General features: G+C 65.1%; 11 protein-coding genes. 3 read left to right on the top strand and 8 right to left on the bottom strand.

What is annotated here, in order from left to right; genetic code table 11:
* Positions 1 to 9 precede the first annotated feature (9 nt).
* The gene (hrpA, locus tag ACZ46K_RS20695) at positions 10 to 3,903 is read right to left on the bottom strand and encodes an ATP-dependent RNA helicase HrpA (RefSeq protein ID WP_464749425.1); all 3,894 of its coding nucleotides are present in this window, start codon (positions 3,901 to 3,903) and stop codon (positions 10 to 12) included.
* Positions 3,904 to 4,316: 413 nt separating this feature from the next.
* On the opposite strand from hrpA, the gene ACZ46K_RS20690 reads away from it, so the two are divergent.
* Entirely contained in the window at positions 4,317 to 5,510 is a 1,194-nt protein-coding gene (locus tag ACZ46K_RS20690) for an aminotransferase family protein (protein WP_464749424.1), read from the top strand.
* A 27-nt stretch (positions 5,511 to 5,537) separates the two neighbouring features.
* Here the strand turns inward: ACZ46K_RS20690 and ACZ46K_RS20685 are convergent, their stop codons facing one another.
* On the bottom strand, positions 5,538 to 5,801 hold the full coding sequence (locus tag ACZ46K_RS20685) for a hypothetical protein (RefSeq protein WP_464744495.1): 264 nt from the start codon (positions 5,799 to 5,801) through the stop codon (positions 5,538 to 5,540).
* Positions 5,802 to 5,861: 60 nt separating this feature from the next.
* Between ACZ46K_RS20685 and ACZ46K_RS20680 the strand changes: the two genes are divergently transcribed.
* Complete coding sequence (locus ACZ46K_RS20680; RefSeq protein WP_054807048.1) at positions 5,862 to 6,560, top strand: hypothetical protein; 699 nt, start codon at positions 5,862 to 5,864, stop codon at positions 6,558 to 6,560.
* A 77-nt stretch (positions 6,561 to 6,637) separates the two neighbouring features.
* Here ACZ46K_RS20680 and ahpD read toward each other — a convergent pair whose 3' ends face one another.
* Complete coding sequence (gene ahpD, locus ACZ46K_RS20675; protein ID WP_054807049.1) at positions 6,638 to 7,177, bottom strand: alkylhydroperoxidase, AhpD family; 540 nt, start codon at positions 7,175 to 7,177, stop codon at positions 6,638 to 6,640.
* Complete coding sequence (locus tag ACZ46K_RS20670) at positions 7,174 to 7,764, bottom strand: peroxiredoxin (RefSeq protein WP_054716170.1); 591 nt, start codon at positions 7,762 to 7,764, stop codon at positions 7,174 to 7,176. The genes ahpD and ACZ46K_RS20670 overlap by 4 nt, the downstream gene beginning before the upstream one ends.
* Positions 7,765 to 7,942: 178 nt before the next feature.
* Here ACZ46K_RS20670 and ACZ46K_RS20665 point away from each other — a divergent pair, with 178 nt between their 5' ends.
* Entirely contained in the window at positions 7,943 to 8,872 is a 930-nt protein-coding gene (locus ACZ46K_RS20665; RefSeq protein WP_054807050.1) for a LysR substrate-binding domain-containing protein, read from the top strand.
* A gap of 25 nt (positions 8,873 to 8,897) precedes the next feature.
* Here ACZ46K_RS20665 and ACZ46K_RS20660 read toward each other — a convergent pair whose 3' ends face one another.
* The 4 genes from ACZ46K_RS20660 to ACZ46K_RS20645 form a co-directional block, all read right to left on the bottom strand.
* A complete protein-coding gene (locus tag ACZ46K_RS20660) occupies positions 8,898 to 9,671 on the bottom strand; it encodes a LysR family substrate-binding domain-containing protein (protein ID WP_054806178.1) in 774 nt (257 codons plus the stop codon).
* Positions 9,672 to 9,702: 31 nt separating this feature from the next.
* Complete coding sequence (locus ACZ46K_RS20655; RefSeq protein WP_464744492.1) at positions 9,703 to 12,207, bottom strand: DEAD/DEAH box helicase; 2,505 nt, start codon at positions 12,205 to 12,207, stop codon at positions 9,703 to 9,705.
* A 31-nt stretch (positions 12,208 to 12,238) separates the two neighbouring features.
* Positions 12,239 to 13,276 (bottom strand): alpha/beta fold hydrolase, encoded by a 1,038-nt coding sequence (locus ACZ46K_RS20650; RefSeq protein ID WP_054806176.1) that lies wholly within the window; start codon positions 13,274 to 13,276, stop codon positions 12,239 to 12,241.
* Positions 13,277 to 13,495: 219 nt separating this feature from the next.
* Positions 13,496 to 14,443 (bottom strand): proteasome assembly chaperone family protein, encoded by a 948-nt coding sequence (locus ACZ46K_RS20645; protein ID WP_054806175.1) that lies wholly within the window; start codon positions 14,441 to 14,443, stop codon positions 13,496 to 13,498.
* Between the last annotated feature and the right edge of the window lie 115 nt (positions 14,444 to 14,558).

The following is a 14,558-nucleotide window of genomic DNA, read 5'->3' as shown; positions in this document are numbered from 1 at the left end:
ATCGTTTCGTCAGCGGATCGAATCGATGGCCTTCAGTACCCGCTTCTCCGACACCGGAACCCGCGTGCCCATCCCTTGGGCGAACAAGCTCACACGCAGCTCCTCGATCATCCAGTAGACATCCACGACGTCGCGTGCGGTTCGGCGTTCCTGCGGCAACCGCGCGAGCAGCTTGTCGTAGGCCGCATACACCCGATCGAGGACATCCATGGCCTGGGCATCGCGATTAGCGCTTGCGGGCAGCGCTTCGAGCCGCTGAGCGGCGGCAGCGAGATAACGGGGTAGGTCGGCCAGGCGACGAGTGCCCAGGTCGGTGACGAACCCGGCGAAGAGCAACGAAGACAGTTGCTCGCGGACGTCGTCCGCGGCCTCACCGCGAACCCGATCCAGCAGCACGCCCACCTGATGGGCCTTGCTCAGTGCAGGGACCACGGACTTCAGCAGGTGCGCGACGCGTCGGGGGAGTTCGCTGCGCACGACCGCGGCGAGCGCGTCGAATTCCTCGGGAGTCCGTACCGGCTTCCCGTGCGCGGCGATCAATTCGTCGACTGCGCACGCCCGGCAGTCCTCGATGAGCGCGTCGAACGAACCGTCCGGATTGCGGCCGAGCGCCAGTCGCTCCGGGTTCGTCAGACCGGAGGTCACGACCTTCGCCTTGGTGGGCGCAGCGGCGAGAAGAAGTGCGCGCAACCCGGCGCGGGTGGCGGCGCGCTGCGCCTGAGGCGTGCTCAGCACGCGGACCGCGACACCCTCGCCCTCCGATACCAGGGCGGGATAGCCGGTCACCTGCTGTCCGCCGACCTCACGTGTGACCGTCTGCGGCAGCGTACCGAGGGTCTCGGCCGTCCACGCGACCGCCGGTGCACGTTCGGTGCCCGAGGCGGCACGCGCGACCTCGGCGTCGACCCGCGTCGAGAGCTGCTGTCGCAGCGTGCTGAGGCTCTTGCTGCGGCCCAGTACCCCTCCGCTCTCGTCGATCGCTGCGAACGTCATCTTCAGGTGATCGGGCAGTGCCGATGGAGTGAAGTCACCCGGTTCGATCCTGCAGTTCCCGAGCCGCGACAACTCACGGGCGAGCGCGTTGACGAGAGGCTCACTACGCGCGGTCACCGACGCGAGAGCGGCCTTCGCGAAATCGGGTGCCGGAACCACCTGGCGTCGAATCTGTTTCGGCATGCTCTTGATCAGGGCGGTGACGAGTTCGTGGCGTAGTCCGGGAACCAGCCAATCGAATCCGACGGGTCGGACTCCCGCGAGCAGCGCCACCGGGATCCTGGCGGTGACACCGTCGTCCTCGGTGCCCGGCTCGAACTGGTAGGTCAGCGGGAACTGCAGCTCGCCTTGTCGCCATGCGTCTGGGTAGTCGCCCTCCAGAACTGCCGCCGCGTCCTGATTTACCACCGTCTCGGGAGTGAAGGTCAGCAGGCCCGGTTCGTTCTGCCGGGCCTGCTTCCACCAGGTGTCGAAATGCCTGGCGGAGACGACCTCCGGTCCGACACGTCGATCGTAGAACTCGAACAGTGCGTCATCGTCGACGACCAGGTCGCGCCGCCGCGCGCGGTGCTCGAGCTCTTCGACATCATCGAGCAACGCCCGGTTCTCGTGGAAGAACTTGTGTCGGGTCTGCCACTCGCCCTGCACGAGCGCGTGCCTGATGAACAGCTCGCGCGAAGCCTCGGGATCGATCGGTCCGTACTGGACCCGGCGTTGGGCGACGAGCGGGATGCCGTAGAGCGTGACACGCTCGTATGCCATCGCCGCTTGCTGCTTGGTCGACCAATGCGGCTCCGAGTACGTGCGCTTGATCAGGTGAGGAGCGAGCTTCTCCGCCCACTCGGGTTCGATCCGCGCCGCCATCCTGCCCCACAGTCGCGACGTCTCGACCAGCTCGCCGGCCATGACCCATCGAGGTGGCTTCTTGAACAGGGACGAGCCAGGGAAGATCGCGAAACGTGCCCCGCGTGCGCCGAGGAAGTCGCGTTTGTCGCCCTCGCGCAATCCGATATGCGAGAGCAGTCCGGCGAGCAGTGACTGGTGGACCCTGTCGTCGCTGACCTCCCGGTGTGCGGTCTCCCAACCGAGGTTCAGCGTGATCTGGCGGAGCTGCCCCTGGAGGTCCTGCCACTCCCGGATACGCATCCAGTGCAGGAACTCGCTGCGGCACAATTTTCGGAACTGGTTGGACGACAGCTCTTTCCGCTGTTCCTTGAGGTAGTCCCACAGGCGAAGGAAGGCGAGGAAATCGGATCCGTCGACGTTGAACCGCGCGTGCTTCTCATCGGCCGCCTGCTGATGTTCGGTGGGCCGCTCGCGGACATCCTGGATCGACAACGCCGACACGATGATGAGGACCTCGCGCAGACATCCGTTGCGGTGCCCCTCGACGATCATGCGCGCCATGCGGGGATCGACGGGCAGACGCGCGAGTTCCCGGCCGGTATCGGTCAAACGTGGGGTTTCGTCCTTGGAGGCGGGTTCGATCGCGCCGAGCTCGTGCAGCAGGGCGATACCGTCGCGGATCGCGCGTGGGTCGGGTGGCTCGACGAACGGGAACGACGCGATTTCGCCAAGACCGAGTGCCGTCATCTGCAGGATGACCGACGCGAGGTTGGTGCGCAGAATCTCGGGTTCGGTGAACTCGGGACGCGACTCGAAGTCGTCCTCTGAATACAGGCGGATGCAGATACCGTCGGCGACACGACCGCAACGACCGGCGCGCTGTCGAGCGGACGCCTGCGAGATCTCCTCGATGGGCAGTCTCTGGACCTTCGTCCGCACTGAGTACCGAGAGATGCGGGCAGTACCGGGGTCGACGACGTAGCGGATCCCGGGCACCGTCAGCGAGGTCTCGGCGACATTGGTCGACAGCACGACGCGACGTCCGGTGTGCCCGGTGAAGACGCGGTGTTGTTCGGCCGCCGACAATCGGCCGTAGAGGGGGAGGATCTCGGTGTTGCGCAGTTTACGATCGCGCAGTGCGTCGGCGGTGTCGCGGATCTCGCGCTCACCCGACAGGAACACGAGGATGTCGCCGTCGCCGGCCGATTGCAGCTCCTCGACCGCTTCGCACACGGCGTCGACAGGGTCGCGGTCGACGAGTTGGTCGCCCCGCTCGACGGTCAGCGGCCGATACCGCACTTCGACCGGATACGTGCGCCCGGAGACCTCGACGATCGGGGCCGGCGTCCCGTCCGAGTCGGCGAAGTGTTCCGCGAATCGTTCGGGGTCGATCGTCGCCGAGGTGATGATCACCTTCAGGTCGGGTCTGCGGGGGAGTAGCTGCTTGAGATACCCGAGGAGGAAGTCGATGTTGAGGCTGCGTTCGTGCGCCTCGTCGATGATCAGTGTGTCGTAGCGGCGCAGCATGCGGTCCCGCTGTATCTCGGCGAGCAGGATACCGTCGGTCATCAGCTTGACCAGGGTGTGATCGGACACCTGGTCGGTGAAGCGAACCGTATAGCCGACGGTGTCGCCGAGTTCGGAGCCGAGTTCTTCGGACAGTCGCTCGGCGACCGCACGCGCCGCGATACGACGGGGCTGAGTGTGCCCGACGAGGCCGCGCACACCGCGTCCGAGTTCGAGACAGATCTTCGGAATCTGAGTGGTCTTGCCGGACCCGGTCTCGCCCGCGACCACGACCACCTGGTGGTCGCGGATCGCGTCCGCGATGTCGTCCTTGCGCTGGGATACCGGAAGGTCTTCCGGGTACCGGATCTCGGGGACGGACACGAGGCGCTGCGCTTGGCGTGCGCGTGCGGAGTCGATGTCGCGGGCGATCTTGGTGAGCGCGTCATCGCCGCGGGCTCGATCGAGGCGGCGCCGGAACCGATGCTCGTCGCTGAGCGACACCTCGGTCAGGGCTGCGCGAAGGTCGCGGCGGTTCGGGGCAGGAGAGATGGACATGCTGGTCATACAGCCTAGCTACTATCGGAACGATGGTGCGACACCGGTGCGCGCGAAGCGGGTCGGCCGACGAGTGCCCGAGGCCGCGCAATGACCGGCGCGTCGGCGCATCAACGGATCGTCGGCGAATTCTCTTGCGTCTCCTACAGGGGGAGATACGAGAGTAGGGACATAGGGACCGACGGCCGCCGGTGCGGTCGATGAGGTCGTTGCGGGTTTTGCTACGGACCGTAGGCCGAACGCGGCGCGCTGAGCTCACAGGTCCTGCCGAAGCGAATACGAGATCGTGCACTCTTTCGATCGCGGCATAGATCGTCCACTTTCATGGAACTGTCCAACCCATACGATGGTGGAAAACCGGTAGTCGTGGACAGGAGCTGACTGTGGGTGCGTTGTGGCACGGATTCGCCGATATGGGTGTCGTGGAGCGGGACGGGGCCTTCGTCGTGGCCCGTGGAGAGGGCGCATACATCTGGGATGACGCCGGTACCCGCTATCTCGACGCGACAGCAGGCCTGTGGTTCGCCAACGTCGGACACGGTCGTACCGAGATCGGTGAGGCCGTTGCCGCGCAGCTCGCGAAGGTCGCGCACTTCTCGAACTTCGGTGATTTCGCTGCCGAGCCCACGATCGCTCTCGCCGAGCGGCTCGCGGAGATCGCACCGGTCCCCGGCAGTAAGATCTTCTTCACCTCGGGCGGCTCAGACTCGATCGATACTGCAGCGAAGCTGGCCCGCCGCTATTGGCAGGAGATCGGGCGGTCGAGCAAGACACTGATCATCAGCCGCGAGAAGGCTTACCACGGGATGCACGTCGGCGGCACGTCGATGGCGGGTATACCCGTCAATGCAGAGGGCTACGGCGAGCTGTGGACCGACACGGCCACCGTGCCCTGGAACGACGCCAAAGGTCTGCTCGAACTCATCGAGAAGATCGGGGCCGACAACATCGCGGCATTCTTCTGCGAACCGATCATCGGCGCCGGGGGCGTATACCTGCCGCCGGACGGCTACCTCGCGGAGATCCGCGACATCTGCCGCGACCACGACATCCTGTTCGTCGTCGACGAGGTGGTGACCGGGTTCGGCCGGATCGGCGGTTCGTGGTTCGCGTCGACGAGGTTCGATCTGCAGCCCGACATCGTGACGACAGCCAAGGGCCTGACGTCGGGATACCTGCCGATGGGTGCGGTGTTCGTGGCACCGCGCGTCGCCGAACCGTTCTTCGCCGGCGGTGTGTGGTGGCGCCACGGCTACACCTACGGTGGTCACGCGGCGGCGGCCGCGGCCGCACACGCGAACCTCGATATCCTCGAACGCGAGAATCTGCTCGACGATTCGGCGCGCCTCGAGAAGACGCTCCACGAGAAGCTCGCTCCGCTCGCAGATCATCCGAAGGTCGCGGAGGTGCGTAGCGGTATCGGTGCTGTCGCGGCTGTGCAACTCGCCGATCCAGGAGAGGCCCCGAGCTTCGTGAAAACCCTTCGGGAGCACGGCATCTCGGGCCGCGCGGCGGGTCAGGGCGCAATGCAGATCTCGCCGTCGTTCGTGATGACGGACGACCAGGTGCAGGATCTCGCCGACGGTTTCGCTGCAGCCCTGGGCTGATGCGAAACCGGTGCCGATGGAAATGCCTCAGCGCCGTGACCGGATCCGTCGTAACAGACGGCGGATCCGGTTCTTCGGGCTCACCGGGACCGCGGTGAGGGGCATTTCCTCGGTGCTGTCCTGCGCGGCGACTGCTCGTGCGTACCGTTCATGAAGGACGGACCGGATCTCGTCGGGAGTGTAGTCACGGCGCCTGCGTTCGTTTCGCAGGGTGATCGCACCGGTCGCCGCGACTCCCACAACGCCGGCCAGTCCGAGCAACTTCCACATCGTGCTGGTACGAAGAGTCATACAGCGACCCTAGCTGTGAGTGGTCCACGGCACGCTTTCCTCGAGTAACCCGGAGGTATCATGCAACCCGGTCCGACGCCGTCGCGTCTCACTCTGGACAAGGCAGTGGATCTCACACGTACGGGGGACATCTGGGTCTTCCGTGGTAAGAGTGGGGCGGACCGGGCCATCCAGACGCTGACCAATGCCCCTGTCAACCATGTCGGCATGACGGTGGCATTCGCTGACCTGCCGCCGCTGATGTGGCATGCGGAACTGGGGCGGAGCCTGCCCGACATGTGGACCGGTCGGCATCAACGTGGCGTCCAACTGCACGATCTGCGCAGCGCGGTACAGGTGTGGGGAGCGCGCTACGGGCAGCGCGGTTGGCTTCGTCAACTCTCTGTTCCCGTCACCGGGGAACAAGAGGATCAGCTGCTGCGTACCATCGCTCGCCTGGACGGAACACCCTTCCCCTCCACAGCGAAACTCGCCGGTCGATGGTTCGCGGGTCGCGTACCTCGCCTGAAGCGACGCGAGTCCGGTCTCGAAAATGCGTACTGCGCCGAGGTCGTAGCAGTGACGATGGAGGCGATGGGGATCCTCGAGCAACGACATCGGGGGAGCAGTTGGTACGACCCGGGAAGGTTCTGGAGCGGTGACAGATTGCCGTTGGCGCCCGGTGTCGAGTTCGGTGGTGAGATCGAAGTGGTGCTCGACGCGACCGATATCGCCGAGGGTGAGGTGCTGGGCGGAAGTCCGTCGACCACAACCGCATAGCCATGCATTTTCGTGGGGCCCGGGGATGCGGAAAGGGACCTCTCCGAAGAGAGGTCCCTTTCCGTCGACGCGGTAGATCAGGCGTTGGCGCCGGCGAGGATCTCGCTGGCGGTGATCGCCTGGGCCACGCCCTGAAGGGTCGCGGCGACCTTGACGGCCTCCCAGACCTGCTCCTTGGTGAGGCCTTCCTTGCGGACGACGTTGTCGTGCGCTGCGGTGCAGTCGTGGCATCCGTTGATCGTGGACACTGCGAGTGACCACAGCTCGAAGTCGGATTTCTCGACGCCGGGGCTGCCGATGATGTTCATCCGCAGGCCCATGCGCACCTGTGCGTACTCGTCGCCGAGGAAGCCCTTGGCGCGGTAAGCGACATTGTTCATGCCCATGATCGACGCTGCGCCGAGTGCGGCGTTGTACGCTTCTGCCGACAGCACGTCAGCGGCTTCTTCCGAGATCTCCGTGAGCACGGTCGCCGACTTGGTGGCGGCCGCGGCAGCGAGGAACGTGCCCCACAGCTGCTGCTCGTTGAGCTCGGTCGAGCGAGCGAGCGAACTCAGATTGAGCTTGAGATCCTTCGCGTACTCGGGGAGAGCGTTCTTCAGATTGTCGACACTCACTGCAGCGCTGCCTTGACGAGTTCGCCCGCGTTGAGGGTCGGGTCGTTCTTCTTCCAGTTGCACGCGCACAGCTCGTCGGACTGCAGGGCGTCGAGGACCCGGAGGACCTCGTCGACGTTGCGGCCCACGGAGCCGGCGGTGACGGACACGAACTGGATCTCGTTGTTCGGGTCGATGATGAAGGTGGCGCGATCGGCGACACCGTCGGCGTTCAGAACGCCGGTGGCGGAGACGAGCTCACGGTTGAGGTCCGACAGCATCGGGAAGGGGAGGGTCTTGAGATCCTCGTGCTGTGCACGCCACTGGAAGTGCACGAACTCGTTGTCCACGGACGCGCCGAGGACCTGCGTGTCGCGGTCCGCGAACTCCTCGTTCAGCTTGCCGAATGCGGCGATCTCGGTCGGGCAGATGAAGGTGAAGTCCTTCGGCCAGAAGAAGACGACCTTCCACTTGCCGGCGTAGTCGTCGCTGGTGATGGTGGTGAAGTAGTCGTCGGGCTGTGCGGCGTCGACCTGCGACAGGTCGCCGCCGATGAGGGCCTTCAGGTTGAAAGCGGGGAACTGATCGCCGATGGTCAGCAATGCCATTTTCGGTCCTCTCGTGGGGGTGTCTCGTGAACAAGCGAGTCGAACACGCACGCCACGCCCGATGACGTGGATCTGTGCGCTACCGGACGATCCTTGCGGTCCGTTCTCCGGTACGAGATTCATCCTGCCGGAAAATTTTCAAAAGGTAAAGGTGATTACTCGCACTACACTGATAGGCGTGTCCGATCAGACTTATCACCCGACCCTGTCACAGCTGCGTGCGTTCGTGGCCGTCGCCACTTATAAGCACTTCGGAACGGCCGCAGCACGATTGAATGTGAGCCAACCCACACTGTCGCAGGGACTCGCGTCGCTCGAGAACGGTCTCGGCGTGCAATTGATCGAAAGAAGCACCCGCCGCGTGCTCGTCACCCCCGCGGGTGCGCGACTCCTCGCCCAGGCCAAGGCGATTCTCGACGCCACCGACGGGTTCGTCGCCGCGGCAGCGGGAGTGTCCGACGGCTTCTCGGGCCCGCTGAGGATCGGGTTGATTCCCACGGTCGCGCCCTATTTCCTGCCCGGCCTGCTCCCTGAACTCCGCACGCGTATGCCCAATCTCGCCGTGCACGTGATCGAGGACCAGACGGCCCGGCTCCTCGGTGCGCTGCGCTCGGGCACCCTGGACGTCGCCGTGCTCGCCCTACCGTCCGATGTCGCCGGGGTAGTGGAGATCCCGCTGTACGCCGAGGACTTCATCCTCGTCGTACCCACGGACCATCGCTATGCAGGCCAGGTCGATCTCCCACTGTCGATCCTCGACGAACTCCCACTCCTGCTTCTCGACGAAGGCCACTGCCTCCGCGACCAGACGCTCGATCTGTGCCGATCCGTCGACGCGAGGCCCGATGCGGGGGACACCCGCGCAACCTCCCTGGCCACCGTCGTGCGATGCGTTGCAGGCGGTCTCGGCGTCACACTCGTGCCCGCATCGGCGGTACCGGTGGAAACAGCGGGCGGCGACCTGGCCGTGGCACACTTTGCTGCACCCGAGCCGGGACGCACCATCGGGTTGGTCTTCCGGGCATCGAGCGCGCGTGCCGACGACTACAGAGCGTTGGCCGACGTGTTGCGGTCGCAGGCACCGCCGCAGTGCCGCGTCGTCGGTTGATCGGCCGCGCGGTGGACGACGCTGATCAGCCGCGTCCGCGGCGGGAGCGTCCGGCGCTCTTGCCTCGACCGGTGGCTCCGCGGCGCGACTTCGGCTTCTTGTCGCCGACGACCTTCTTCGGTTGCGAACCCTGGCGCTCGCCCCGACGTTTGCCGGTGCTCTTCGGTGCGGCTTCCGTTTCTGGGTGATCCTGCCGGCCACGGGAACTGTTCGCGGTCCGCCCCCGGACGATGCCGACGAACTCGTCCACACGTTCGGTGGTGCGGTCGGTGAGCCACACGAGGCCGACCTGCGACTGCGGAGCGTCGACGACCGGCCGATAGGTCAGATCCTTGCGATGATGCAGACGAGCGAGCGACTGCGGCGTCACCAGTACCCCCACCTCGGACACGACATGCGAGATCGCGTCCTCAGTGGTCGCGGGCCTCTCGAATGCCTCCTCGCCGGGCATACTCACCCAATCGAGCACGTCATCGAGGGGATGCAGCACGGTCTCGTCCGCGAGGTCCGACACCGATACCTCGTCGACGACGGCGATCGCGTGTTCTTTCGGCACGACCACAACCGAGGTCTCGGTGTAGAGGGTGATCACCGACAGTCCGTCACGCTCGAGCGGCAACCTCAGCAGCGCAATATCGGCCGTGCCGTCCCGCAGGCACTCGGCTCCCGATGTCGACTCCACCGGAACGAGCTCGATCGATATGTCCGGAATTCGTTCCTTCCACACCCGAACCCACTTGGCAGGGGTCACGCCAGGGACGTAGGACAGGCGAAACACCGGAGCGGACTCATCGTTCACCGGAACCAGGGTACCGGCCCCGTGTCATCGCTCAGCCCTCGACGATCTCGAACTCGTCGAAGACGACCTCACCGGCAGCATCCGACTCGGCGAGGTTGACCTCCCCGATCAACGCCCAGCCGTGATCGCCCTCTGGATCGGCCAGGGTCTGACGTACCCGCCACACGGCGGAACCCATCTCGGCCGAGAACAACAACGGGCCACGCGCATCGGGCCCCGTGCCGATCTCGTCGTACTCGTCGAAGTAGAGCTCGAGCAGATCCGACCAGTCCTCCGCGTCGAGCCCGTCACCGAGCTCGGCGAGATCGTTCCACCGTTGCCGCGACGCGAGCTCGACGCGTTTGAACATCGCGTTGCGCACCATCACCCGGAACGCACGAGTGTTCGCCGAGAGCGGCCGTGGTGTGTCGGCGCCGAACGCGATCTGCTGATCGTCGGATTCGGCACCCGGGTTGGTGAGCGACTCCCACTCGTCGAGCAGCGACGAATCGACCTGCCGGATCAGCTCGCCGAGCCACTCTGTGATGTCCTCGAGCTCCTCGGTGCGCGCGGCATCGGGAACCGTCTGACGCAACGCCCGGTAGGCATCGGCGAGATACCGCAGCACCAGCCCTTCCGATCGCGCCAGTCCGTAGTGGCTGACCAACTCGGCGAACGTCATTGCGCGCTCGATCATGTCGCGCACGACGGACTTCGGTGACAGTGGGAACTCGGAGACCCACGGGTGGCCACCGCGGTAGGTCTCGAACGCCGGCTCGAGAAGCTCCACGAGAGGCTTGGGCCAGCTGACTTCTTCGAGCAGTTCCATCCGCTCGTCGTACTCGATGCCGTCGGCCTTCATCTCGGCGACAGCCTCACCACGCGCTGCGTGCTGCTGCGCCATGAGGATCTGACGAGGATTGTCGAGGGTCGATTCGATCACCGACACCACGTCGAGCGCGTACGTCGTCGATTCCATGTCGAGCAGCTCGATCGCGGCCAGGGCGAACGGGGACAGTGGCTGGTTCAGTGCGAAGTCGCGCTGCAGATCGACGGTCAGGCGCGCCATGCGTCCGTCCTCGTCGGGTGCGTCGAGCTGTTGCACGACCCCCGCCTGCAACAGGCCGCGATACAGCGAAATCGCCTTGAGAATGTGCTTGCGCTGCGCCGGCCGCTGTTCGTGGTTGTCCTCGAGCAGGTGACGCATCGCGTCGAAGCAGTTGCCGGGCCGCGCAATGACGTTGAGAAGCATCGAGTTGCTCACTGCGAACCGGGACTGCAGTGGTTCCGGGGACGCGGTGATGAGCTTGTCGAAGGTGCCCTGCCCCCAGGAGACGAACCCTTCGGGCGCCTTCTTACGTTGGACCTTGCGTCGCTTCTTGGGATCCTCACCGGCCTTGGCGAGTGCGCGGATGTTCTCGATCTCGTGTTCGGGTGCTTGCACGACGACACTTCCCATGGTGTCGTAGCCGGCGCGCCCGGCCCGCCCCGAGATCTGGTGGAACTCACGTGCCTTGAGCTGCCGCGTGCGGGTGCCGTCGTACTTGGTCAGCCCCGTGAGCAGTACCGTGCGGATCGGCACGTTGATGCCGACACCGAGGGTGTCGGTGCCGCAGATGACCTTGAGGAGGCCGTCCTGCGCGAGCTTCTCGATCAGGCGTCGGTACTTGGGCAACATGCCTGCGTGGTGGACTCCGATTCCGTGTCGGACCAACCGCGAGAGTGTCTTCCCGAATCCGGTGGTGAACCGGAATCCGCCCAAGGCATCGGCGATGGCCGCCTTCTCCTCCTTGGAGCTCATGTTGACGCTGGTGAGGGCCTGCGCCCGCTCGAGCGCTGCGGCCTGTGTGAAGTGCACGACGTACACCGGGGCCTGATGGGTGGTGACGAGCTCTTCGATGGCCTCGCCGATCGGAACCTGAGAGTACGAGAACGTCAGCGGAACGGGTCGTTCGGAGCCCGAGACCTCCACAGTGGGTCGCCCGGTACGCCGAGTGAGATCGCGCTTCAGGAAAGTGACGTCGCCGAGTGTCGCCGACATGAGCAGGAACTGTGCGTTCGGGAGTTCGACGATCGGTACCTGCCACGCCCACCCGCGTTCGGGTTCGGAATAGAAATGGAACTCGTCCATCACGACCTGGCCGATGTCGGAGTTCGCGCCCTCGCGCAACGCGAGGTTCGCGACGATCTCGGCGGTCGCGCAGATGATCGGTGCTCCCGCATTGACGGAGGCGTCGCCGGTCATCATTCCGACCTGGTCGGCGCCGAACACATCGCACAGTGCGAAGAACTTCTCGCTCACGAGCGCCTTGATCGGTGCTGTGTAGAAGGTGCGCTTTCCCGTGGCCAGCGCCTGGAAATGAGCACCGAGCGCGACCATGGACTTCCCGGAGCCGGTGGGGGTCGCGAGGATCACGTTGGCGCCGGAGACGAGCTCCATCAACGCCTCCTCCTGCGCCGGGTAGAGCGTGATGCCCCGGTCCGTCGTCCAGGAGGTGAACGCGTCGAAGAGGGAGTCGTCGTCGACAGTGTCGGGTATCAGATCCGGAAGCAGCACCGCTCCAGGCTAGTCGGAACGCCCACCGGCCCTACGTCGCGCTGCGTTCGTCCGATCCCATTGCGCCCAGGACGGCGGTGCGTGTTGCCGGGCCGCCGGTGATCCGGGATTCGCTCACACCCGTGAGCAGCAGCTGACGCCACTGCGCCTCGTCGAACTTCAGCGGTGTGGTGGAGTCGAGGAAATCCTCGATCACCCGCAGGAAGCGGATCGGGTCGTCCCGGAACGGGAAGTGTCCTGAACCGTGGAACACCTCGAGTCGCGAACCTGGCATGGCCGAATGTGCGAGGTATGCGTGTCCGATCGGGATCACACCGTCCTGATCGCCCCAGATCAACTGCACCGGGACATCCTCTGTGAGATAGCAACGATCGAGCATCGTCACCACTTGACCACGCCAGTCGACGACTGCCCGGAGGGTGCGCAGATAGGCCTCGTATGCGGTCGGATCGGGCAGGCCGGAAAGGATCCGGACGAGATCGCTCGTATCGTGGAGCAACGTCCCAGGTTGGAGCGGCGAACCATGGATGTGGCCGAGCAGGGTGCCCACGAGCTTCACCGCAGGCACGGCTCCGGGAAGCCTGAGCAGTTTGAGCAGATCGCTCACTCCAGGCAGGGACACCAGCCGCAAGGCCGGATGTACGTCCTTGGTGACACCACCGGACGATACGAGTACGAGACGCTCGACCATCTCCGGGAACTGGTAACCGAACTGCATCGCAACCCCGCCCCCGAGGGAGTGCCCGATGATCGTGGCCCGCTCGACGCCGAGAACCGACAGCAGGTCGCGAACTCCATTTGCGTATGCGGCGACGGAGTAGTCGGCGCGAGGCTTGTCCGAACGGCCGTGACCGAGCAGGTCGGGAGCGATGACGGTGTACTTCTTCGCAAGATGTGGGAGGACGTCGAGCCAGGTGGACGAGTTGTCGCCGATTCCGTGGATCAACACCAGCACCGGTCCGCTCCCGGCGAGGCGGAAGGCGCGTCGGTATCCGTGGATGGTCCGGAAGACCATCCGTGGTTCCGTATCGGGAACCGGACGCAACGTGCGCGCTCGCGATGTAGCCATCAGTCTCTCCTGCCGTCCACGGGCTGCAGCCGTCCGGTCTCCGATCGGGGCTCGGTAGGTGATAGGTGATCGTTGCCTGCTCACCTTTGCATGCCGGGCGAGCATACTTTCTGTATGTGACGTCAGCAATAACGATCGTGACCGGTATGTAATGCCGCAGCGCGATATGGAGCAATACCCGGATCGGCCGCGTCACACTCTGCTGATTCTCAGGAGGTGTCAGGACTCGGTGTCGGTGTCCGTCTCCCCGTCCTTGCGCTCGTACTCGGCGAGGAAGCGTTCGAACTCGGCTCCGAGCTCGTCCCCACTGGGCAAACTCTCATCGGTCGGTAGGGGAGTGGACTGCTGCTCCTGCGCGGCCACGTAGCTGTCGTACTGCCGTTCGAGCGCATGCACGACGGACAGCACCTCCTCATTACCCTCGATGTGCTCGTCGACCTGCTCGCGAACACGCGCGGCAGCCTCGCCCAACGCTCCGAGTGGAAGGTCGAGATTCCCGACTTCGGCAACATTGATCAGCAGCGACTCTGCCGCGGCCGGGTAATCGGTCTGCGCGAGGTAGTGCGGCACGTGCACCGAGAACCCGACGGCCTCGTGGCCGTGCTGCGCCATCCGGAACTCGAGCAACGACGACGCGCCCGCCGGAACCTGCAGCTGACCGGACCAGCGGTGATGATCAGCGATCAGGTCCTTGTTCGTCGAGTGTGCGGTCACGCCCAGCGGACGGGTGTGCGGAATCGCCATGGGGATCGAGTTCAGGCCGATCGTGCGCCGAACTCCGAACTGCTCCGCCAACAGGCGGACCGCCGTGATGAAGCGCTCCCATTTCAGGTCCGGCTCGATGCCGGCGAGCAACAGGAACGGGGTACCCGCGTTGTCGATGAGCGCGTACAGGTTGAGTTCGGGCGCGGCGTACTCGGAGAAGTGATCCGATTCGAACGTCATCATCGGCCGGCGGGAACGGTAGTCGACCAGTTCATCGACTGCGAAGGAGGCCACGACCTCGGTCTCGAGCTGCTCTCGCAGATGTGTGGTGGCCAGATGCACAGCATGCCCGGCATCGGAAAACCCTTCAAGCCCGTGCACCAGCACTGGGCCTTGCCCGTCGGCCGATGTCAGCCGAGGAGCGGGAAACTCCAGCTCATACATCCTGGACTGCTCGTCCATATCCGAACCACTCCGATCACGTCGTCGTAGCCTTCTGCCCGGTGGCGCACCGGCGTGGCATGGTGGTGTTCGAGTCTAATTGAACCGAAAACAGCGCTCGACGGGGTATTCCGCC

This window comes from Rhodococcus sp. JCM 9793 (genome assembly GCF_055380405.1).
This window is presented reverse-complemented; position numbering and strand designations above follow the sequence as displayed.